Raw genomic sequence first — 22394 nt, 5'->3', positions numbered from 1 at the left:
ATACCAAATCATGGACGAAATCAATACAACAACAGAACTCACCAACGAAAATGTGAATTTTGAAACCAGACTTAATTTAGCGCCGCTTTTAGACCACATCAACGACATCAAAAAAGAACTGGGAACGGTGATTGTAGGTCAGGAAAAAATGATCGATCAGCTTCTTGTAGCGATTTTATCAAACGGACACGTTTTGTTAGAAGGTGTACCAGGAGTAGCCAAAACAATTACGGCAAAATTATTGGCAAAAACATTGAATATTGGCTTTAGCCGAATTCAATTTACGCCAGATTTGATGCCTTCTGATATTTTAGGAACATCTATTTTTAACTTAAAAACTTCTGAATTTGAGTTTAAAAAAGGTCCGATTTTCTCTAATTTAATTTTAATTGACGAAATCAATCGTGCGCCTGCCAAAACACAAGCCGCACTTTTTGAGGTGATGGAAGAACGCCAGATCACGATTGACGGAACAAAGAATCTGCTTGAAACGCCATTTTTGGTCATTGCAACCCAAAACCCAATCGAACAGGAAGGAACTTATCGTTTGCCGGAAGCACAATTAGACCGTTTTTTATTCAAAATTACTATTGATTATCCAAAATTAGACGAAGAAATTCTCATCATTCAGAGAGAACATTTGTTGGAGAATCAAGGCAAATTAGAAGCTATAAAAACTATTCTTTCTGCAGAAAACATCAAAGCATATCAGGCCTTGATAAAGCAAATCAGAGTCGAGCAGAATTTACTGGAATACATTGCACGAATTGTGGTAAACACGCGCGAAAATGCCTTTTTGTACTTAGGAGCTTCACCTCGTGCCTCTATCGCTATTCTAAATGCTGCCAAAGGTTTTGCCGCCATTCGTGGTCGTGATTTTGTAACGCCGGAAGATATTAAAGAAGCAACTGTTCCCGTTTTGCAACACAGAGTTATTGTGGCGCCAGAGCGAGAAATGGAAGGAATCGCAAGCCCTGAAATCATTAAACAAATTATTGAAACAGTCGAAATTCCGAGATAACGTTTATCAAAATAACGATTTGCTGTCAGGAAAAGTGAGAAGTGAAACCTGAAACTTAAAAAGTTGCAACCATAAAAAACATAAAAACTTGAAATTTATAAAAAGTCTCTACCTCAATAACTTCTTTTTCTATGTGCTTTTGGGCATTATCGGATTGTTTGTTTGTGCTTTTATCTTTCCTAATTTATACAACGCCGTTTGGTTTATTATTCTGGTTTTAGGCACCTTTTTGGCGCTTGATATTCTGCTTTTGTACTTTACCAAAACCGGGATAGAAGCCACACGTGAAACTCCTGAAAAACTGTCGAACGGAGATCTGAATCCAGTGACAATTTCGATCAGAAATCGGTATACTTTTGCTATTTCAATTAAAATAATTGATGAAATTCCGTTTCAGTTTCAAGTACGTGATTTTAAAATTTTCAGAACCATAAAAGCAGCTGCCGAAGATAAAATCGGGTACGATTTACGTCCAACCCAGCGCGGAGAATATTATTTTGGCAGTTTGAATGTGTATGTTTCTTCACCTTTGAAATTAATTTCGAGAAGATTTACTTTCGATAAAAATAAAATGGTACCTACTTATCCGTCTTACATTCAGCTACGAAAATATGATCTGTTGGCTTTTTCGAACAATCTTTTTCAGTACGGAATCAAGAAAATTCGCCGAATTGGCCATACAATGGAATTCGAACAAATAAAAGAATATGTTCAAGGTGACGATTTAAGAACACTAAACTGGAAAGCGACTGCTAAGAAAAATGCGTTGATGGTCAACCAATTTCAAGACGAAAAATCGCAGTCAGTTTACATGGCAATAGACAAAGGACGTGTGATGCAAATGCCTTTTAACGGCTTGAGTTTACTGGATTACGCAATCAATTCTACCTTGGTTTTATCCAATGTGATTTTGAAAAAGCAAGACAAAGCTGGGATTTTTGCTTTTTCTAAAAAAGTTGAAAACAGAGTTTTTGCAGAAAAAAGAGGTTCGCAGATGCAAAAAATACTCGAAACGTTGTACAACATCAAAACTGACTTTTTTGAGAGTGATTACAGCCGATTGTATGTTGACATCAAGAAAAACATCAACCAGCGAAGTTTGATTATTTTGTATACTAATTTTGAAACTATGGATGGCTTAAATCGACAACTGCCTTATTTGAAAGGAATTGCCAAAAGTCATTTACTGGTAGTAGTGTTTTTTCAAAATACCGAATTGAACGCCATTATCAACAAAAAAACAGATACGATTCAGGAAGTGTATGACAAAGTAATTGCAGAAAAATTCATCTTCGAAAAACGTCTCATCGCCAACGAACTAAAGAAATACGGTATTCATACTGTTCTCACCCAGCCCGAAAATCTGACTTTGGATGCTATTAATAAATATTTGGAGATCAAGGCAAGAGGGATTTTATAGCTTTTTGTGAGATGGTTTTTGTGAAATGTAAAATCATCGCCTCAGCTAAAAAAACTGGAAATCGAAGAATATTAGAAATGTATTACCTTACTATAAAACCTTTTATCGCTTTATTTATGAAATGTTGCCACAATGAATAGATTAACAAAAGAGATTATTTGGTCGGTTGTACTGCTCATAATCAGTTACCTGGCATGTAATCCTAATCTAGTATTTCCACACAAAGAAACCAGCGTTGACATCAATATCCATGACACCTATTTTGTCATAGAATCAACTAATATTTTAATTTTAACAATTCTCTTTGTCTTCTTCTTTACTTATTTAGTTAGGATGATTAGCACTCGTTTTAGAATTATTACTATCAATTCTATATTTCTTCTCTCCAATCTTTTGATGATTGTTTTAATAGCGCAAGTCATAAAAATTATAAAAATCTTTACGATAGAAGCTGGAATAACTATTTATCCCCCACTTTCTGCCCCACCCCAGATACATCGGGATAATGCATTTGAAGCGCTATTTTATTTTTTTGTTATCGCAGAAATTATAGTGGTTGCGACATTCATTTTTTCAAGTTTAAAAACCATAGCTATTTTGAAAAGAGCCATAAAAACAAAATAATTCCAATCTAAATTTTATAAAACCAATTAAAATCAACCAGACCAAATGAAAAAATCGTTCTTTATTGTTTTTTTACTCGCTGCTTTTATTTCAAAAATAAATGCACAGGAAAAAGATACCGCTCAGGCATATTATGATAAAATAGAGAAATCTATTAAGTACGAAAGTGGCAGGATTATACTAGCTGAAGGAGATGGAGCATTAAATGTCCCTAAAGGATTCAAATTTTTAAACGCAGAACAAACCCAGCATGTTTTGACTGATTTATGGGGAAATCCCAAGGATGAAGGTGTACTAGGTGCTTTGGTTCCTGATGGAAAGGGTGTAACAGGTACAAGTAGCTGGATGTTCATAATAAGCTATCAAGGAGATGGTTATGTAAAAGATGATGATGCAAATGACATTGACTACGACGATTTATTGAAAACCATGCAGGAGGATACAAAAACAGGAAATGAAGAGAGAAAAAAAGGAGGATATTCAGAGGTGCATTTGATTGGCTGGGCATCAAAACCCTTTTATGATAGTAATTTAAAAGTACTTCACTGGGCAAAAGAATTAAAATTTGGCACCGATGAATTTAACACTTTAAATTATGATTTGCGAGTTTTAGGACGTAAAGGAATGTATAATATATCTGCCGTTGCATCAATGAGCGAACTTAAAGAAGTAAAAGCAAGTATTCCGGAAATTTTAAAAAGTGTTGAATTTGATAAAGGAAATAAATATTTAGATTTTGATGCAGATACTGACACTGTTGCTGCTTGGACAATTGGTGGACTTGTAGCAGGGAAAGTTCTAGCAAAAGTTGGTTTTTTTGCGATTATTGCAAAATTTGGGAAAATCATATTTTTTGGACTTATAGCAGCATTTGCAGGTGCAAAGAAATTTTTATTTGGTAAAAAAGATCAGGTGATGACCAAACCAAAAGAAGATGAATTATTAGAAGAAACCACTTCTTCTGAGGAATAACTAAATGATAAGAAACGCTTCAATAATTATGGAGCGTTTCTTTTTTAGCCTTTCTTTAAAACCTTGTACCTGTAAAACCTTTACCTCTTTAAAAAAAAACTCAGTACCTTAGCACCTTAAAAACTTAGTCGCTTATAAAAATGAAACAAATTACTTCTGTACAAAATCCGTTTATAAAATCGCTCGTTTTATTGCAGGAAAAGGCAAAAGCCCGCAAACAAACCGGAACATTTTTGATAGAAGGTTTACGTGAAATTTCGCTAGCACTAAAAGGAAGTTACGAACTAGAAACCATTTTGTTTTTACCAGAATTGGTGACGGAGCATGAGATTTCGAAACTGGTCAATTCTTCTGTTCAATTGATCGAAATTAACAGAGAAGTCTATCAAAAGCTAGCCTATCGCGACACCACAGAGGGCGTACTTGCAGTTGCAAAAACAAAATCAATGCAATTATCTGACTTAAAATTATCTGATAATCCATTAATTTTAGTTGCCGAAGCACCCGAAAAACCAGGAAACATTGGAGCCCTTTTGCGTACTGCGGATGCTGCAAATCTGGATGCGGTTTTGATTGCCAATCCAAAAAGTGATTTGTACAACCCCAATATCGTACGATCTAGTGTAGGCTGTTTATTTACCAACCAAATTGCCACCGGAACAACGTCCGAAATTATTGCTTTTCTGCAGGAAAAAAGAATTGCTTTTTACTGTGCTACTTTACAAAATTCGACTTCTTATCATACACAGAACTTTACAACTTCAACTGCTTTGGTTGTGGGTACAGAAGCAACGGGACTAACGCAGGACTGGCGAGATGCCGCTACTCAAAATATCATCATACCTATGCAAGGCGAAATCGACAGCATGAATGTTTCGGTGGCAGCAGCTATTTTAATCTTTGAGGCTAAACGGCAGAGAGGATTTTAGATTTAGATTTTTAGTTAATGATTATGAATTGATAGTCAATGACTTTCTGATCGATATTTTTGGTTTAATTGAAGTTTCATTATTGTGAATTGAAGCTTGATAATTATTCTTCTGAGGAACAAAATTTGTGTTTTTGGCCTTTATTTTGTTTTTCAAAATCAAAAATTTAAACTCCAAAATCAGCAATGGTTTCCCTTGCGTATATTCAAACTAATGCTTATTTTTAAGGATTGAACCTGCCGTTATGATAGAAATAGATATTGAAAAAGAAAATAAAGCAATTGCACACGAATACAAAGAATTACTTCGAATTAGTTACCAAACATTATCGGTTACCGACAAAAAACTTATTCGAAAAGCTTTTGATGTAGCTGTTGATGCTCATAAAGAACAGCGACGCAAATCTGGCGAGGCGTATATCTTTCATCCTATTGCAGTTGCAAAAATTGTAGCCTCAGAAATTGGTTTGGGAGCTACGGCAATTGCTGCGGCTTTATTACACGATGTGGTCGAAGATACTCCTGTTACTGTGGAAGATATTGAACGTTTATTTAATCCGAAAGTAGCGCAATTGGTTGAAGGTCTTACCAAAATTTCAATGGTTCAAAAAGATCTGAACGCTTCTATGCAGGCAGAAAATTTCAGAAAAATGATTCTGACCCTGAATGATGATGTTCGTGTTATTTTGATTAAACTAGCCGATCGTTTGCACAACATGCAAACTATGGAGTCGATGGTAGAATACAAACAGACCAAAATCGCCTCGGAAACGCTTTATATTTACGCACCACTCGCCCATCGTTTAGGTCTTTATAACATTAAAACCAAACTAGAAGATTTAGGTTTAAAATATACTGAACCAGCAGTTTACAACGACATTGTTAGTAAAATTAGGGAAACAAAAGAAGAACAAGACGCATACATCAAAGATATTTCGGATGTTTTGAAAAAGTCTTTAGATGATGAAAATATCGATTATATCATCAAGGGCCGCCCAAAATCTATTTATTCGATTCGTCGAAAAATGCGTGCCCAAAATGTAAGTTTTGATGAAGTGTACGACAAATTTGCGCTTCGAATTGTGTATAAATCCGACCAACACGACGAAAAATTTGTGGCTTGGAAAATCTATTCTATCGTAACCGACCATTACAGGCCCAGCCCGAGTCGTTTGCGTGACTGGATTTCATCGCCAAAATCAACGGGCTACGAGGCTTTGCACATTACTGTTATGGGGCCAAAAGGTCGCTGGGTCGAAGTACAGGTACGAAGCGAGCGTATGGACGAAATTGCAGAAAAAGGATATGCGGCGCACTATAAATACAAAAATGGAGCAAACGAAGAAAGTGGCCTGGATGTGTGGCTGAATTTACTTCGTGAAGCTCTGGAAAATCAAGAAACCAATGCGGTTGATTTTGTAGAAGATTTTAAAATGAATTTGTATTCAAAAGAAATCTTTGTTTTTACACCCAAAGGCGAAATTAAATCGTTGCCAAAAGGTGCAACGTCACTTGATTTTGCCTTTAGTATTCACTCCGAAATCGGAATCAAAACAAGAGGAACACGCGTTAATGGACGTTTGGTACCGCTAAATCACGAACTTAAAAGTGGCGATCAAGTCGAAGTGATTACTTCGGCCAACCAAAAACCAACAGTCAACTGGCTAGAATATGTAACCACGGCCAGAGCGAAAACTAAAATTAAAAACGTCCTTAACGAAAACACCAAGAAAATTGCCGAAGAAGGAAAAGAGTTGCTTACGCGTAAGCTAAAACACTTAAAAATTACTATCAACGAACAAGTTATCAATGAGTTGGTTAATTTTTTCAAACTCAAAACCAGTTTAGATTTATTTTACAGAGTTGGAATTGGCGCTATCGAAAATCAGCAGTTAAAAGATTACGCGGCACAGAAAAGCAATTCGATCATCAATTTCTTTAAAAATAAAATCAAAAGAAATAAAGATACTGCAGATGATGACATTCACAAACAAGTCATCAGTAGTAACTATGATATGCTGGTTTTTGGCACTGAACATGACAAACTCGATTATAAACTTTCGCCATGCTGTAACCCAATTCCGGGTGATGATGTTTTTGGTTTTGTAACGATTAATGAAGGGATTAAAGTTCATAAAAAAGACTGTCCGAATGCTATCGGGATGCAGTCGAATTATGCGTATCGCATCATGAGTGCCAAATGGATCGATTCGTCTCAAGAAGAATTTAAAGCTATTATCAACATAACCGGAATGGATGTTTTAGGACTTACCAACCAGCTAACCAAGGTAATTTCGAACAATATGAGCGTCAATATACAGAGTATTTCGCTAAGTACCGATGCCGGAATTTTTCACGGTCAAGTAGCTGTGATTGTTCAGAACAATACGATTTTGAAAAAGATGATCACGGCGATAAAGAAAATTGACGGAGTTGATAAAGTGACAAGAGAGTATAGAACCTAACTTTTTGACTGTTCAGGAAAGGTTTTATAACGAAACTTTTATTCATTAAAAATAAAAAATTATCTTTGCCGGATATGACACTCATTTCAACTGACAACACTAAAAATCAAGAAATTGTAAAAAATGTTTTTACAATGTATCTTGAGCAAAAAGGGCATCGCAAAACTCCTGAGCGTTATGCTATACTTCAGGAAATTTACGATAGCGAAGAACATTTTGATATAGAAAACCTCTACATAAAGATGAAAAACAAAAACTACCGTGTGAGTAGAGCCACTTTGTATAACACGATCGAGTTATTGTTGGACTGCGCTTTGGTTAGAAAGCATCAATTTGGGCAAAATCAGGCTTACTACGAAAAATCATATTTTGATAAACAGCACGATCATATTATCATGACTGATTCTGGTGAAGTAATCGAATTTTGTGACCCAAGAATTCAAACCATCAAAAAAACCATCGAAGAAATATTTGATATCGAAATAACGAATCATTCTTTGTATTTCTATGGCAACAAAAAGCAAAAACAATAATCCACAACAGGATATTATTCAAAAATAAAAAAAGAAAATTAACTACATTAATCAGTAGGACATTCAACTTGTCCTAACGCAAATTAAAACAGAATGACCGTAGATTTATTACTAGGATTACAATGGGGAGATGAAGGTAAAGGAAAAATTGTAGACGTTCTTACCTCAAATTATGATATTATTGCCCGTTTTCAGGGAGGACCAAACGCAGGACACACATTAGAATTTGACGGAATAAAACATGTACTAAGAACCATTCCTTCTGGAATTTTTCATAAAAAATCAATCAACATTATTGGTAATGGAGTTGTAATAGATCCGGTAGTTTTTCAAAAAGAAATTGAAGGTTTAGAGAAATTCAACCTTGATATTAAAAGTAAATTGATCATTTCGAGAAAAGCACATTTAATTTTACCAACACACCGTTTATTAGATGCTGCCTCTGAAGCATCAAAAGGAAAGGCAAAAATTGGTTCTACTCTTAAAGGAATTGGACCAACTTACATGGACAAAACGGGTAGAAATGGCTTGCGTGTTGGCGATATAGAATTGGAAGATTTTAAAGAACGCTACAGAGCATTGGCAGACAAACATGAGGCAATGATTGCTTTTTATGATGTGGCCATTCAGTACAATCTTGAAGAACTTGAAAAAGAGTTTTTTGAGGCTATTGAAGAATTAAAAAAATTAGATTTTATTGACAGTGAAGAATACATGTACCAAGCTCAAAAAGCAGGTAAATCTATTTTATGCGAGGGTGCTCAGGGTTCGTTGTTGGATGTTGATTTTGGAACATATCCTTTTGTAACATCATCAAACACAACTGCTGCAGGAGCCTGTACTGGTTTGGGAATTGCTCCTAACAAAATCAAAGAAGTATACGGAATTTTTAAAGCCTATGTAACTCGTGTGGGTAGCGGCCCATTCCCTACTGAACTTTTTGACGAAGATGGGGCTACAATGGCAAGAGTTGGAAACGAATTTGGATCTGTTACAGGAAGACAAAGACGTTGTGGATGGTTAGATTTGGTAGCTTTAAAATATGCTATTCAGGTAAACGGAGTGACGCAATTAATGATGATGAAAGGCGATGTTCTTTCAGGTTTTGAAACGTTGAAAGTTTGTACTGAATACAACTACAAAGGACAAAATATCACTCACTTTCCTTATAATATCGAGCCAGAAAATGTGACTCCTGTTTATAAAGAATTTAAAGGATGGCAAGCAGATTTGACTGGAATGACCACTTATGAGCAATTGCCAATTGAGCTGAAAGAATATATTGAATTTATTGAGAAAGAAGTTGAAGTGCCAATCAAAATTGTATCGGTTGGGCCAGACAGAAAGCAAACGATAATGAAATAACAACTACTAAACGCTCTGATAACCAGGGCGTTTTTTTATACAAAAATAATTTTCTCTATGAGTAACCCAACAATTAAAATAACTGAAACTTCTTTGTTATCAGACAATTGGTATGTACTAAATAAAGTTACGTTTACTTATCAAAATAAAAACGGCAAGACCGAGCAACATATTCGTGAAGTGTATGACCGTGGAAACGGTGCTGCAATTTTGCTATATAATTCAGCTAAAAAAACGGTTGTTCTTACGAGACAATTTCGCTTACCTACTTTCCTTAACGGAAATAAATCCGGAATGATGATTGAGGTTTGCGCCGGGCTTTTGGATCACGATAATCCTGAGCAAGCTGTGATTCGGGAAACAGAAGAAGAAACTGGTTACCTCTTGCAAAAAGTAGAGAAAGTGTTTGAAACGTATATGTCTCCAGGATCTGTCACAGAGATTTTATACCTATTTGTGGGTGAATACGATCAAAGTATGAAAGTTAGCGAAGGAGGCGGACTTGACAGCGAGCAAGAAAATATTGAAGTCCTGGAATATACTTTTGAAGAAGCTTACGCCATGATTGAATCTGGGGAAATAACAGATGCTAAAACTATTATGTTATTGCAGCATGCGAGAATAAAAGGGTTGGTTTAGTATAATAATTTGAAATAGTTTATGTCGCAAAAATCAGAAAACAATATTTGGAAAGATTTCGCAAAAGAAACTGATGGAATTTTTAAAGAAGGCTATTCGTGGATTTCTGACTCAACAGAAATTGAATATAAAAAGTGGAAAATAATATTTGATAATTTCACCATTTGGTCAGGAAAATATAGTGCAGAAACAACACGAATAATTACACCGATTATTCTGATCGATAATTTTAGATTTGAAATTTATCGAGAAGGATTTACAAGGAAAATAGAAAAATTATTTGGTGCTCAAGATCTAAAAATAGATGATAATCAATTTGATAAATCTTTCATTATCAAATCAAATAATAAATTTAAAATTAAAAAATTATTACAAAACAAAGAACTCAAAAATCAGTTAGAACTTCAAAAAGAAGTTAATCTTCAAATATCTGATCAGAAAGGAATATGGGGAGAAAAATTGCCGAAAGACCAATTTGAATTGTCTTTTTTTCTTAATAGGAAAGTTCGTGATTTGGAACTTTTAAAAGCTATATTAAAACTTTTTAAGATCATTTTAGATGACTTACATGAAATGAAAGCAATAGAATGAAAATCCAATAAAAAAATCAAAAAATTGTGTAAGCGGTTTCAAAAGTCAATAAATAACTTTACAGACATAAAAAATACCATTTATGAAAAAGTTATACTTAGCCTGCAATATACTCCTTTTGCTTGTTTTAGTTTTATTAGGTTCCTGCAAAAAAAATGAAACCAATAAAACACCAGAAAAGAAACCTTATAAGACGATCCAACGTACAAAACCCAAATCGATTTCTTATACATTAGTAAATACTAAAACTTGGCTCGAAGCAAATAAAACAGATACTACAAAATTAGCGATTGCGTATGCTGTAAACCGAACAGACGAGCGCAATTTTACTAAACTCGATTCGGTTATCGTACCTACTGACTTCAGCGGCGATTTGGTTTATTATTTGCCATTTCCATTGCACGTTGCTGCTTTAGAAAACGTCACTAAAGTACTTATTTTCTCTTACCCTACCCAAACATTTGCCGCTTACGAAAATGGCGAACTCGTTTATGAGGGTCCAACCAACATGGGAAGAAAAAAAGACCAAACCCCAACGGGATTGTTTTTTACCAACTGGAAAGCCGAAAAAACGACCAGCACCTTTAACGATGAGTGGGACTTAAAATGGAATTTTAATATTGAAAATAAGGTAAGTATACCCACTTTACACCGAACAAATATTAACTTGAATCGCCTTTTATAGGGCGATTTTTTAATTTATAGAAATTATGACAATAATAGGATGGATTGTAATGACTTATATAGGCATACTAATTTTAGTAATGCATATATGCGTATTTTTTATGTTCAGAGAGTATTTTATTTCTCGCAGGGGTGAAAAAAGAAGTAAATCTCAAAACCGTAGTATATAGCAGACACTAATGTCCCGACAGCAATTACTCCAGTCATCCAAACAATTTTATGATTTGTTGAAATAGTCGATTTTGTTAATTCAATTTGACTCTGATGTAAAAGTCTGTTTTCTTTTTCAAGGGATAATTTAGAATAGTATGTGTTAACATAACCACTTTCTTTAATAAAAGTATAACCATGAGTGGTCAATGAATAATATTTTATTGGATGTGTTCCAAAGTCTTCGATGTGCAAGTCCTCTGTTAATTCTTTGATATAATTATCCTGAATAAGACGCTCCAAATTCTTTTCAATAATGAAGTTAGTGATATAGTGTGAAAGAAGTATATCCTGACGTAAAAAGATGCATATTTCATGTATTGTCAATTTATTGCTTTCTTTCTTACTTAAAAGAAAAAGCATCTTATCTAAAATTTCTAAGTCAAACATTTATTAAAGTTTACAATAACACGAATATAATCAATTTACTAACAACTAAGGGTTTTAGTAATCTACTTAAATTCTATTATAACAATCTATAGTTAATGTAGTATTTCAGACCTTTAAACACGTACTCTTAGAGTATATTTGTATCATTTAAAGTTTATCCATGTTTATGTTGTGTTAAAACAACAACAAAAATTTGTGTTTAGTGTATTTTAAATACATATTTTAATTACATTTGCACTGTACAAATATTATTATTAGTATTAATAATGTATATAATTACTAAACTAAATTACGGATTTCCATAAGTTAGTTAAATAAAGAAAACCCAGTAGCGCTAACTACTGAGTTACTTTTAAAGTCTTACTTAATATAGAGTAAGATGTAGTTAATAAATTGTACAATTGCATCGATTGCGCCAATGAAAGAAGCAATTTCGAGAACAATAGTAATGAATTTTCCCCAGCGGGGCATTTTAGCCGTAGGATTACTCTCTACGCAGTCTATTTCACAATAGTCCTTTTTGTTTTTCATAGTGATGAAAATTTAAGTTAAACAATGAACTTTAAAGCTTCTGTACTTTGAGGCTTTATTTATTCTATAAAGGTAGCCCTTATCTTTATTTCAGATAATACACATTTTAATACATTCAAACAAAGTTATTAACAATATGGACAGCGTTTTACCGCTGTATTTAATCACAATAAAAGCCACTCAGTAATTGAAGTGGCTTTTTTAATTCTTAATATCATGAAAAAAGCATCTGAAAATTTTGATTACGCTCCACTTTGTCAATTCTTAGAAAAAGATGGAAGTAAAAAAGCACTCAAAATGCTGGAAAAAATAAAAGAAATGAAGACAAATGATGAATTTATCATCTTTAAAATTGAATTGGGATATAAAGCGTTGTTAAATGCCTTTTAATTTTTCCTTTAATAATTTTAGTAGCTCGACAATTTCACTACGTTCAGGAGTTGGAGGAATGCCATCTATTATTTTTCTTCCAAATCTATCAATAATTTCTGATTGAATTTTGATAATCTCTAATAGGTTCTCATTTGTCATAATCTAAGTATTTAAAAGTTAAGCTAATATAAGCAAATTACTATTTTTTATCATAAACCAAAGTACCTGTAGGAGATGTAACTCTAATTTGTTTATCAGATATTTTGAGAAAAGTGTAAGTTTGATTTATTCCACCCACACTAAATTTGGTAACATAAGAGCTTTTTCCTATTATTTCCTCTGCTTTGTATTGACCGTTAGAGCTTTCAATAGTAGATTTCCAACATGTTGAAAGACCAACTCCAAATATGCACCAGTCATCCGATTTAAAATCAAAACCGCTTTGAGCATCACCTGTACCCATTGACCATTTTCCCTGTATCCAAGTGGGCGGATTTAAAGGCGATGAATTATTTTTGGAATCATCGGATGAAGAACAGCCAAAAATTAGAAATAAAATACAAAAGTAGAATAGTTTATTCATAGTATAAAAGTTAAGGTTTAATTACAGTCTTTAAAGTTATCACACGCTATTTTCAAAGCCCCTTTAGATAAAAAACCTATTAAATCATCAGCTACGGAATTATACGATAAGTCGTATTTTCCATACCTAACTTTATTTACATAATAAGCTTCAAATTCAGTAACAGATCTTTTTGATTCTTCATAACTGTAGCCCTTATTTTTAGAAGAAGCATATAGATATAAAGTAGAAGAATTGATCGATTCCTGTATTCGTTTTAAATTGTAGTCGTACCTAGATTGTTTAGAACTTAATGTCTTTTGAACAAGGTCAACATCGATAGAAGATTGTGGTTGCTTTATTTCGTAACCTTGATGTTTATTTTCGTAGTATTCCCACTGATTAAGATAAGAATTGTATTGCTTGTAGCCTGTCAAATTACCTCGACTATCAAAATATTCAAATCGTTTGAGATAAGTATTATACTTTTCTGTAGCTGTTTGAGCAAATGAGTTTACTGTAAAGAGAAGTAGTAAAAAGTAGATAGCTTTCATAGGTTTTAGATTTATTATCACTAAAACCCTAAGTGAAGTTGTTATACAAAAAAGCGTGGGTTTGTAACCGTACCAAGAATCGGGGTTCTGGACAAACCTTGCACCAAGATAAGTTACGCCCACGCCAAAGCATGAGCATAGTCTTATTATCGTGTGGTGCATTTTGAAATTGTCCAGATTTCGATACCATGATAATAGCTAACGCTAATATTTTAATGACAGTAAAAGTAATAAATTACAACAGATTTCAAAGATTTGTCTTTAAAAAATAACCTAACTACATTTGTATTCAAGTCTTTAAAGAATAAAATTCATTCAATTATAGCATTTAGTTACACTAAAATTTTGTTTAAGTGTAAAAATGTTCTAAATTTGGCGAAAGAAAAAAGAAGACCCATGTTTAATAAGGATTTTAATTCGATACTTGAAGTCGCAAGGGAGTTTGCAACAGAAGAAAAGTGTATAGAACATTTAGAAGCACTCTATTGGAATAATATTCCTGTAAGTCCTTTTCACGAGGATAGTAAGGTTTATAAATGTAAAGGCAATAAGTATAAATGCAAAACAAGTGGTAAATACTTTACTGTAAAGACAGGTTCTATGTTCGACAATACCAAAATTGAGTTACCTAAGTGGTTTATGGCTATATTTCTAGTTACTAACCATAAAAAAGGAATCAGTTCTGTACAACTTGGTAAAGATTTACAAATCAGTCAAAAATCCGCTTGGTTCATGCTTATGAGAATCCGAAAATGTTTTGGTATTGAAAACGATATTGATGATAAATTTGGGGGTATTTGCGAAGCTGACGAATCCTTTTTCGGCGGGAAAAATAAAAACCGACATAAAGACAAAAAAGTTCCAATGTCACAAGGAAGAAGCTTTAAAGACAAAACACCTGTCATAGGAATATTACAAAGAGGCGATTATGAAATAGTAGACGGTAAAAAAGTTATGTTATCTCACAGTAAAGTAAAATGTATTGTCGGGAAGAACACTAAAAGCGAAACAATCCAACCGTTTATAAAATCTGTTCTTATTAAAGACAGCGTTTTAATTTCTGACGAATGGTGGGGATATAGAGGATTAGATAGTATGTACGACCATCATGTTGTTGACCACGGAAAGAAACAATATGTAAATTACGATAATCCTGAGATACACAGTAATTCTATGGAGGGATTTTGGGGAATAATGAAACGCTCTTACAATGGTATCTATAATTGGTGGTCAAGAAAACACATTCAAAATTATGTAGACGAACATGTATACAGATTTAACCTTAGAGAATTAAACAACTCTGAAAGATTTAATTACCTGATTAAAAATTCGCAAATAAGAACTAAATACAAACAATTAACCACTTAGAATATGAAAGAAAAAACTAAAGAATATCAAGTTGCTTTAGCAATTCAGCACGTTGCTGAGGCTTTAAACTTGGATACTCTTCTAATTGCTTACGAATCGAAGCCTTACTCTCTAAAAGAGAGGTTTCAAATACTTTTCTTTGGTCGTCTGTAAGACAACTTTCTAAAGCTTTAATTCTTAGCCCTTGTACTATAAGGCTCATATTAACATTATTTCTATCTTTTATATCCATCTTAACAAACTAATAGTTATACACATAGTTAAGAATAATTTTATAAATAGCCTAATAAAGAGCATCAAATAAAAATTCACTAATTTTGAACTTTAAATACAATGATTTGAAAATATTAGAAAAAGAAAAGCTTTTGCAAGACGAAAGCATACATAAAACAGAATTTGAAAAACAATGGTATTTCAGTCTTGAAGACATAGCAATATATTTACAAGAAGATTTATCAGAGGTTGAAAATATAGAACTTCCGTTATTAATTGACGGACAACGAAAGACAGTACAAACTGCAACTTTTGAGGATATTGAAAAAGGGCGAAAAAAAGAACCTTTATCAGAATTTAATAAAGTACTATTAAAAGCTAGACACTTTAAGAAATAAACAACACAAGCCTTACAGAAATGTAGGGCTTTTTTATTAATCTAAAATTTTACAAAAAATGGAAACACAACTGAAACAAAGACTAACAGAAATTAGCAACGTAGCTTTAGAAAACACAAATAGCCCTAAAGAATACTTAGAGCTATTAAGTAAAATGATTAAATTAGTTTACGAGACTGGCTCTAATTCATAATTATAGAATGGCTTTTCTTCCCATTCATTTGTATATTTGTTGTAGTATTTACAGAAAAATCTATCTGGGTTTTTAGTGCCTGATAAAGTTTTTGGATTTGCTTCTGAACCGTATAAAGTATTTTCCATTACTACCATTTTAAATTCTGTTGTGCTTCTGTGAAATACAAGATCACCTTTTTTAATTTCTGCCATAGTTTTTAGAATTAGTTGATTAACAAATATAATAAAAATCTTATATCATTAACCCGCCCACAAAAAACTGAAAAATCAAAAATTTCGGTGTAAAGTGGGTATACTTACCGAAAATAAATTAGGAGTTGGTTTTCACGAATATGAATTACCAGGATATCCCGCTTCGCATTCGTGTTTGCGCCTGTTGGAAGCGGATGCAAAATATCTTTATAAATGGGCAGATGAATGGGTTCTGGCCGACAGCGAAAATGTAAAAGTAAAAGGAACTCCTGTTCTTGTTTTTGGAAAATATAATTTTGACACTCCAAAACCGTGGCTGCAACTGGCTAAAAACCCGAAAGCGTTAAATATTTCTGAAGCTGAAATTAAAAAAGAGTTAAAACCTTTTATTCAAAAAATTTTAGAGAATCAAAAAGTAAGAGAGACAGAAAAACAAACTGCTACTCTTTAAAAAAATATTTTTTCTCCAGTAAAAGCAGCTTATAATTGATCTATAAGCTGCTTTTTTTTGTTTTAAGCAAAAAGTGAAAATTTAGTCAAAATAAAATTTTCATTGATAATAATTTGTATACTTTCGTTGAATAAAGTACCCATAATTATCTATGCTAATTTTTACACATGAAAAAATCATTTTTATTACTTTTTATTATTCTACCGTTTTTTAATTACGGACAATCGAATGAAATTTTAGACTTCAAACCTGGTTATACACCTGAAACTATTTACAATCAAACAGTAACTAATTCTTCAGATTATGAAATGACATATTCAGGATCTGAAAAATTACTAGAAGTACTCAAGAAAAATGGAACCGAGAATCCAGTCAAAGTAAAAAATGTATTTAATGTAGAAACTGTTGCTAAAACAGGTAAAATGGGTAAAGATGGAAATTTTCCTATTACAATAGAATATTTGCAATCATCTGATATAGATGGAAAAAATATAATTCCAAACGGAACTCTTTTATTTGGTAATGCCACACTTTCAAGCATGCCAAAATTGGATTCGATCGCAGCCAAAGGAATGGAAGAAAATTTAAAAAATAGTATTTTTCAGATGGTTCAAAGCACCTTTAATCAATTAGCCATGCCAGAAAAAAAATTAAAAGCAGGAGAATCTTTTTCTCAGGAAAGTCCGCTAGCAATTCCTTTGGCTGGAATTAACCTTGAAATGGTCATCACAACTACCTACAATTTAAAAAACATTACTACGAAATCTGCTTTTTTTGATATTGTACAGGTATATTCAATGAAAATTTCTGATACTGGCTTTGAGACGGGTGGCTCTGGAAATGGAACAGGAAAATTAGTTTATAATATTCCTAATCATTTTATAAGCGAAAACACTTTAGACATGGAATTAAATCTTAAACTAAAACACACCGATTTTAATATCGATTTGATATCAAAAAGCGCTTATAGTCAAGTTGTTAAAATCTCTAAAAAATAAACTAAAAAAGGCATAAGAATTAAACTCTTATGCCTTTTATTTATATTGAAAACTAAAAATTATCTTGAATAATTCGGAGCTTCTTTAGTAATGGTAACGTTGTGCGGGTGACTTTCTGTGATTCCGCTTGAGGTGATTCTAACAAAACGTCCAGTTTCTTGTAAAGTCGGAATATCTTTTGAGCCACAGTAGCCCATTCCTGCGCGAAGACCACCAATAAACTGTAGCATACTCTCGTTTAACTCTCCTTTGTAAGGCACACGACCTACGATTCCTTCTGGAACTAATTTCTTTACATCGTCTTCAACATCTTGAAAATAACGGTCTTTAGAACCACCTTGCATGGCTTCTACAGAACCCATTCCGCGGTATGATTTGAATTTTCTTCCTTCGAAGATAATTGTTTCACCTGGAGATTCTTTGGTACCTGCTAACAAAGATCCTAACATTACGCAATCAGCACCAGCGGCAATTGCTTTTGGGATATCACCAGTGTAACGAATTCCACCATCTGCAATAACGGGAACTCCTGTACCTTTTATAGCCGCAGCTACTTCAAGAACGGCAGAAAACTGAGGAAAACCAACTCCTGCTACGATACGAGTAGTACAGATAGAACCCGGTCCGATACCTACTTTTACACCATCAGCACCGTTTGCAACTAAATATTTAGCCGCTTCTGGCGTAGCAATATTTCCGACAATTACGTCAATATTTGGGAATTTTGTTTTTACTTCTTTTAATGTATTTACAACACCTTCAGTATGTCCGTGAGCCGTATCGATGATAATAGCATCTACACCAGCAGCTACCAATGCTGCAGCTCTCTCTACAGCATCACCTGTAACTCCAATGGCGGCAGCAACTCTCAAACGACCAAAAACATCTTTGTTGGCGATTGGTTTTTGAGTTAGTTTGGTAATATCTCTAAAAGTGATCAAACCTACCAACTCATTTTTGTCATTTACAACAGGTAATTTTTCGATTTTATGACCTTGTAACACTACTTCTGCTTGCTCTAATGAAGTTCCTTCAGAAACAGTCACTAAATTTTGGCTTGTCATTACCTCTATGATAGGCCTTGCACCGTTTTTCTCGAAACGTAAGTCACGATTGGTAACAATTCCTTTTAGGATTTTGTTTTCGTCAACGATTGGGATTCCGCCAATTCCGAATTCTTTCATGGCGTTTTTTGCGTCTGCAATGGTAGAAGTCATTGGCAAAGTAACCGGATCGATGATCATTCCAGATTCTGCACGCTTTACTTTTCGAACCTTCGCCGCTTGTTGCTCGATGGTCATGTTTTTATGTAAAACACCTATTCCGCCCTCTTGCGCCATGGCGATTGCCATTGCACTTTCGGTAACGGTGTCCATAGCAGCAGATACTATAGGAACGTTTAGTGTTATATTTCTTGAAAATTTTGATTTGATACTCACTTCGCGTGGAAGCACATTCGAGTAGTTAGGTACTAGTAATACATCATCGTAAGTTAAACCTTCGCCGATAATCTTGGAGTTGTGTGCTATCATGTTGCAATTTCTTGTTGAATTGCGTGCAAATATAGTGAATAAATTGGAAACTTGTACATTAACTCTTTGAGATTTTTTTGAATCGAAAACGAAATCGTTTGCCAATTGCCCTAGCCCAGATGGTAACGGAAAGCCACGAAAAGTAAAACATCATTTTTTCTTGGACATAAAAAGCGACCAACGGAAGCTCTTTTATGGCCTTAGAAAAAAATTGTTTTGCTAGAGTGCTTGCAGTGTACAGCTGGAATTGCTACTAAAATAACTACTCTTCTGGATCCTGAAAGACAAAATTGAGGCCGAATTGAAATGCCATACTATTGGCTTTTGAAACATCTTTGAATTCTAAAACATTATCTACGAGCGCGTAAATATTGAATTTTCCGAGGGTGCCAGAAAGTCCCAAACCAATATTTGTGTTCGAAAAAGTATCGAAAGTATACGTGGTTTTAACATCTAGTTTTTTAAAAATACTGCGTTTATAGAAAGCCGTAAAAGCAACTAATGGCTCTTTTTGAGTGGTCATAGCAAACAACTGAGCACCAACTGCATTTCTGTATTTTCGAGTCTCCTGTGATTTACAATTGCAATCCTGATCGGAGCGGTATTCTTCAAATGAATACTGAATAGACGCATTGATTTTTGTGGGTCTGTTAGTCGTATATTTGTTGTATAAAGTGTCGCGTGGAATGGCTTTTTCGAACTCATCGAAAACATTTTCCGGCTCGTCTATACTGCTAAAATTGGGTTGGACACCATCGTACTGGTACCTGCCCTTATACGTAAAAGTCTCGATATCTTTGGACTGTTTTATGAATCCCAGATCGATAATACTCGCCGTAAATTGCCAATTCTCTTGTCTGTAATAGGTAATTCCTGCATCGAATCCGAGGCCTAAACTCCCAGCAAAAAAGGTGTTATGCAAAAGATCTTTTGGAATACTGCCGTCGTACTCGTCTTTGTTGAACTTTGAAATTCCAGAGGTTCTTAGCTCAAGATTAGAGTCGATAATCTGATTGTAAATATTAGGGCTGGTGTTGCTTTGCCCCGTAAAAATAAATCCAGAATTTTTTGTAGAAGTAGCATTAGCACCGCTTGAGTATATTTTGGCTCGACCACCAAGCACTACTTTTTTATTGATTTTTTTATGAAAACCCACATGAAAAACAGAAAGCACTTCGGCTTTTAGATTCAAATCGGCTAAATTGAAAGATTTTCCGATGTAATTTTGATTGCCATCAATGGCCAAAATAGCAGCGTCTTTTGGAAAATACATTAAAAAATCGAATTCCTGATAGCCCCCAAAAGAAACATACGACTGACTGTTTGCGCCGCCTACCCGAAAACCTCCCGAAAACAACTCAAGCTGCTGATTGATATAGGTTTTATCCTTATTGGAAGATTTTTCGATGACATTTCGTAATTTATCATTAAAATCAACTCCGTTATTTGCAAATAAATCATATGCAGAAAAGCTGCTTGAACCTATATTTGCCGAAATTCCAGAGAGTAAAGGAACCCCAAAATAGTATTTGTAAGACACATCAGCACCTGGATTTACTAATAAAGATTGTGGAACTGCGGTGAAATTATACAACAACTGCTTATTTTGCGAAAAGCAGTAAAACCCCGCTAATAAAGACAGAATAAGTGCTATACTTTTCATTTGATTTCAGTATAAGCAGTTGCACTTGAACGCAATTTTAAAGTACCTGTCGTATTTTCGTTTAATGGAGGTCCAGCCTTTAAGTTGATCAAAAAAGCCAGTTTAGTGGTCTGTTTCAAAAGGTCTAATCGCTGGTTTTCAAAAATTTCATTAAATTGTAAAACCGTTAGCGTTCCTGAGTAAGCAGGCGCTTTGTATCGTAAAGTCTGAAGTTGCTGATCATTGTTGTCCAGAAGTAGTAAACTGATCGTAAAAGCTCGATTGATGGTGTTGGTGATTTCAAAATTAAATTCGGCTTTGACCAAATTATCTTTAAAAAACTTATTTTTAAAAACATCAAATTCCTGAGCATCAAAAGCAATGGACTGCTCTGCCCCATTATCAAAAAATTGATTAGCAGGAACATCAAAATAAACCAGATTACCAACAAATATGGGCTCGAGCTTAAAATCATCAACTTGATTAAAGTCTAAATCACTGCTACATGAAATAAACAATAACGGCAAACATAAAATTCTGAAAATTTTATTTTTGAGGTGCAATTTCATGACTAAAACATTTAGATTTAGAGAAACAACGTTTTCAGGACATCACTTATTATTGCTTGGGGTACGTAAATATAACTTTTTTAATGATAAGCGCCAAACAATTTTGAAGCTTCGTTGTAGGCACTTTCAAAACTCAAAGAATTGAGACCTGTCTGAGATTTATTTGCTGTAAAATACGACAATAGTTTCTCTGTAGGCATGTTTCCGGTTAAAATATCAGTGGCCATCGGGCAACCTCCAAAACCCTGAATTGCACCGTCAAATCTGGTACAGCCGGCTTTATAAGCAGCGTCTATTTTTTCGAACCAACTGGCTGGAGTCGTATGCAAATGAGCGCCAAACTCGATCTCGGGATATTTCGGAATTAAATTAGAAAAAAGATAGGTAATCACTTCTGGCGTCGAACTTCCAACAGTATCAGAAAGCGACAGGATTTTTACGCCCATTTTAGAGAGTTTTTCTGTCCATTCGCCTACAATTTCAACATTCCATGGGTCTCCATAAGGATTTCCGAAACCCATCGAAAGATACGTTACGACTTCTTTATTGTTTTTATCGGCTATTTCGAGGATTTGGTTTAAAGTCACCAAAGATTCGGCAATCGTTTTGTGCGTATTTCGCATCTGAAAATTCTCTGAGATAGAAAAAGGAAAACCTAAATAACGAATTGCCTGATGTTCTGAAGCCAACGCAGCCCCTTGAGTATTGGCAATTATGGCCAGCAATTTACTGGTGGTTTGTGACAAATCGAGTTGCGCCAAAACAGCTGCCGTGTCCTGCATTTGCGGAATCGCTTTGGGAGAGACAAAACTGCCAAAATCTATTGTATCAAAACCTACTCTGAGCAACGCTTGAATATAAGCTACTTTTCTCTCGGTTGGAATAAAAGTTTTTATGCCCTGCATAGCATCACGAGGACATTCGATAATTTTGATTTTTGTATTCAAAGCGCTTCTTTTATAAAGGCTAAGTTAC

26 protein-coding genes are annotated in these 22394 nt (G+C 34.1%); 16 read left to right on the top strand and 10 right to left on the bottom strand.

From position 1 onward, the window contains the following. The first annotated feature begins 10 nt into the window (after positions 1 to 10). From LNP22_RS10490 to LNP22_RS10440, 11 genes are all read left to right on the top strand, one after another. Positions 11 to 1021: an AAA family ATPase gene (locus tag LNP22_RS10490; RefSeq protein WP_229973410.1), complete on the top strand. Its 1011-nt coding sequence runs from the start codon at positions 11 to 13 to the stop codon at positions 1019 to 1021. A gap of 88 nt (positions 1022 to 1109) precedes the next feature. Further along, the gene (locus tag LNP22_RS10485; protein WP_229973409.1) at positions 1110 to 2441 is read left to right on the top strand and encodes a DUF58 domain-containing protein; all 1332 of its coding nucleotides are present in this window, start codon (positions 1110 to 1112) and stop codon (positions 2439 to 2441) included. A gap of 132 nt (positions 2442 to 2573) precedes the next feature. Further along, positions 2574 to 3065: a hypothetical protein gene (locus LNP22_RS10480; RefSeq protein ID WP_229973408.1), complete on the top strand. Its 492-nt coding sequence runs from the start codon at positions 2574 to 2576 to the stop codon at positions 3063 to 3065. Positions 3066 to 3110: 45 nt separating this feature from the next. Beyond that, positions 3111 to 4037, top strand: coding sequence for a DUF2167 domain-containing protein (locus LNP22_RS10475; protein WP_229973407.1), 927 nt, complete (start codon positions 3111 to 3113; stop codon positions 4035 to 4037). A gap of 140 nt (positions 4038 to 4177) precedes the next feature. After that, complete coding sequence (locus LNP22_RS10470; protein ID WP_229973406.1) at positions 4178 to 4966, top strand: TrmH family RNA methyltransferase; 789 nt, start codon at positions 4178 to 4180, stop codon at positions 4964 to 4966. A gap of 244 nt (positions 4967 to 5210) precedes the next feature. Beyond that, positions 5211 to 7430 carry a RelA/SpoT family protein gene (locus tag LNP22_RS10465; RefSeq protein WP_229973405.1) on the top strand — a complete coding sequence of 740 codons (2220 nt, stop codon included), beginning with the start codon at positions 5211 to 5213 and terminating at the stop codon, positions 7428 to 7430. 74 nt (positions 7431 to 7504) lie between these two features. After that, positions 7505 to 7963, top strand: coding sequence for a Fur family transcriptional regulator (locus LNP22_RS10460; protein WP_026981862.1), 459 nt, complete (start codon positions 7505 to 7507; stop codon positions 7961 to 7963). Between the two features lie 93 nt (positions 7964 to 8056). Next, a complete protein-coding gene (locus tag LNP22_RS10455; protein ID WP_229973404.1) occupies positions 8057 to 9328 on the top strand; it encodes an adenylosuccinate synthase in 1272 nt (423 codons plus the stop codon). Positions 9329 to 9385: 57 nt separating this feature from the next. Next, positions 9386 to 9967: an NUDIX domain-containing protein gene (locus LNP22_RS10450; protein WP_229973403.1), complete on the top strand. Its 582-nt coding sequence runs from the start codon at positions 9386 to 9388 to the stop codon at positions 9965 to 9967. A 21-nt stretch (positions 9968 to 9988) separates the two neighbouring features. Continuing rightward, the gene (locus LNP22_RS10445; RefSeq protein ID WP_229973402.1) at positions 9989 to 10558 is read left to right on the top strand and encodes a hypothetical protein; all 570 of its coding nucleotides are present in this window, start codon (positions 9989 to 9991) and stop codon (positions 10556 to 10558) included. Positions 10559 to 10640: 82 nt separating this feature from the next. Next, positions 10641 to 11243, top strand: coding sequence for a L,D-transpeptidase family protein (locus LNP22_RS10440; RefSeq protein ID WP_229973401.1), 603 nt, complete (start codon positions 10641 to 10643; stop codon positions 11241 to 11243). Between the two features lie 116 nt (positions 11244 to 11359). Here LNP22_RS10440 and LNP22_RS10435 read toward each other — a convergent pair whose 3' ends face one another. Continuing rightward, on the bottom strand, positions 11360 to 11842 hold the full coding sequence (locus LNP22_RS10435; protein ID WP_229973400.1) for a hypothetical protein: 483 nt from the start codon (positions 11840 to 11842) through the stop codon (positions 11360 to 11362). Between the two features lie 747 nt (positions 11843 to 12589). Between LNP22_RS10435 and LNP22_RS10430 the strand changes: the two genes are divergently transcribed. Next, positions 12590 to 12763, top strand: a complete 174-nt coding sequence (locus tag LNP22_RS10430; protein WP_229973399.1) for a hypothetical protein — start codon at positions 12590 to 12592, stop codon at positions 12761 to 12763. Here the strand turns inward: LNP22_RS10430 and LNP22_RS10425 are convergent. Genes LNP22_RS10425 through LNP22_RS10415 form a run of 3 tightly spaced genes read right to left on the bottom strand, consistent with a single transcriptional unit; the run spans position 12749 to position 13861 of the window. Next, complete coding sequence (locus LNP22_RS10425) at positions 12749 to 12904, bottom strand: hypothetical protein (protein ID WP_229973398.1); 156 nt, start codon at positions 12902 to 12904, stop codon at positions 12749 to 12751. The genes LNP22_RS10430 and LNP22_RS10425 overlap by 15 nt on opposite strands. Before the next feature lie 40 nt (positions 12905 to 12944). Then, positions 12945 to 13328 (bottom strand): hypothetical protein, encoded by a 384-nt coding sequence (locus LNP22_RS10420; protein WP_229973397.1) that lies wholly within the window; start codon positions 13326 to 13328, stop codon positions 12945 to 12947. A 17-nt stretch (positions 13329 to 13345) separates the two neighbouring features. Further along, positions 13346 to 13861: a hypothetical protein gene (locus tag LNP22_RS10415; RefSeq protein ID WP_229973396.1), complete on the bottom strand. Its 516-nt coding sequence runs from the start codon at positions 13859 to 13861 to the stop codon at positions 13346 to 13348. A gap of 396 nt (positions 13862 to 14257) precedes the next feature. Between LNP22_RS10415 and LNP22_RS10410 the strand changes: the two genes are divergently transcribed. Continuing rightward, on the top strand, positions 14258 to 15229 hold the full coding sequence (locus LNP22_RS10410) for an IS1595 family transposase (protein WP_229976376.1): 972 nt from the start codon (positions 14258 to 14260) through the stop codon (positions 15227 to 15229). Between the two features lie 16 nt (positions 15230 to 15245). Here LNP22_RS10410 and LNP22_RS10405 read toward each other — a convergent pair whose 3' ends face one another. Then, positions 15246 to 15461 (bottom strand): hypothetical protein, encoded by a 216-nt coding sequence (locus tag LNP22_RS10405; RefSeq protein ID WP_229973395.1) that lies wholly within the window; start codon positions 15459 to 15461, stop codon positions 15246 to 15248. 106 nt (positions 15462 to 15567) lie between these two features. Between LNP22_RS10405 and LNP22_RS10400 the strand changes: the two genes are divergently transcribed. Beyond that, a complete protein-coding gene (locus LNP22_RS10400; RefSeq protein ID WP_229973394.1) occupies positions 15568 to 15840 on the top strand; it encodes a hypothetical protein in 273 nt (90 codons plus the stop codon). Between the two features lie 168 nt (positions 15841 to 16008). On the opposite strand, the gene LNP22_RS10395 is transcribed toward LNP22_RS10400, so the two are convergent. Continuing rightward, entirely contained in the window at positions 16009 to 16227 is a 219-nt protein-coding gene (locus LNP22_RS10395) for a hypothetical protein (RefSeq protein ID WP_229973393.1), read from the bottom strand. A gap of 94 nt (positions 16228 to 16321) precedes the next feature. On the opposite strand from LNP22_RS10395, the gene LNP22_RS10390 reads away from it, so the two are divergent. Both LNP22_RS10390 and LNP22_RS10385 read left to right on the top strand, forming a co-directional pair. Beyond that, on the top strand, positions 16322 to 16678 hold the full coding sequence (locus tag LNP22_RS10390; RefSeq protein ID WP_346432340.1) for a L,D-transpeptidase: 357 nt from the start codon (positions 16322 to 16324) through the stop codon (positions 16676 to 16678). 167 nt (positions 16679 to 16845) lie between these two features. Beyond that, positions 16846 to 17676, top strand: coding sequence for a hypothetical protein (locus LNP22_RS10385; RefSeq protein ID WP_229973392.1), 831 nt, complete (start codon positions 16846 to 16848; stop codon positions 17674 to 17676). 59 nt (positions 17677 to 17735) lie between these two features. Here LNP22_RS10385 and guaB read toward each other — a convergent pair whose 3' ends face one another. The 4 genes from guaB to LNP22_RS10365 form a co-directional block, all read right to left on the bottom strand. Then, the gene (guaB, locus tag LNP22_RS10380; RefSeq protein WP_210665579.1) at positions 17736 to 19208 is read right to left on the bottom strand and encodes an IMP dehydrogenase; all 1473 of its coding nucleotides are present in this window, start codon (positions 19206 to 19208) and stop codon (positions 17736 to 17738) included. A gap of 262 nt (positions 19209 to 19470) precedes the next feature. Further along, a complete protein-coding gene (locus LNP22_RS10375; protein WP_229973391.1) occupies positions 19471 to 20871 on the bottom strand; it encodes a DUF5723 family protein in 1401 nt (466 codons plus the stop codon). Beyond that, positions 20868 to 21419 (bottom strand): hypothetical protein, encoded by a 552-nt coding sequence (locus LNP22_RS10370; protein ID WP_229973390.1) that lies wholly within the window; start codon positions 21417 to 21419, stop codon positions 20868 to 20870. Before LNP22_RS10370 ends, LNP22_RS10375 begins: the two co-directional genes overlap by 4 nt. Before the next feature lie 80 nt (positions 21420 to 21499). Continuing rightward, positions 21500 to 22366: a hydroxymethylglutaryl-CoA lyase gene (locus LNP22_RS10365; RefSeq protein ID WP_229973389.1), complete on the bottom strand. Its 867-nt coding sequence runs from the start codon at positions 22364 to 22366 to the stop codon at positions 21500 to 21502. Between the last annotated feature and the right edge of the window lie 28 nt (positions 22367 to 22394).

The sequence above is a fragment of the Flavobacterium flavipigmentatum genome (assembly GCF_020911905.1).
In the GTDB taxonomy this organism is placed as follows: domain Bacteria; phylum Bacteroidota; class Bacteroidia; order Flavobacteriales; family Flavobacteriaceae; genus Flavobacterium; species Flavobacterium flavipigmentatum.
The sequence above is the reverse complement of the archived record's forward strand: the minus strand, read 5'-3'. Positions and strand labels throughout refer to the sequence as shown.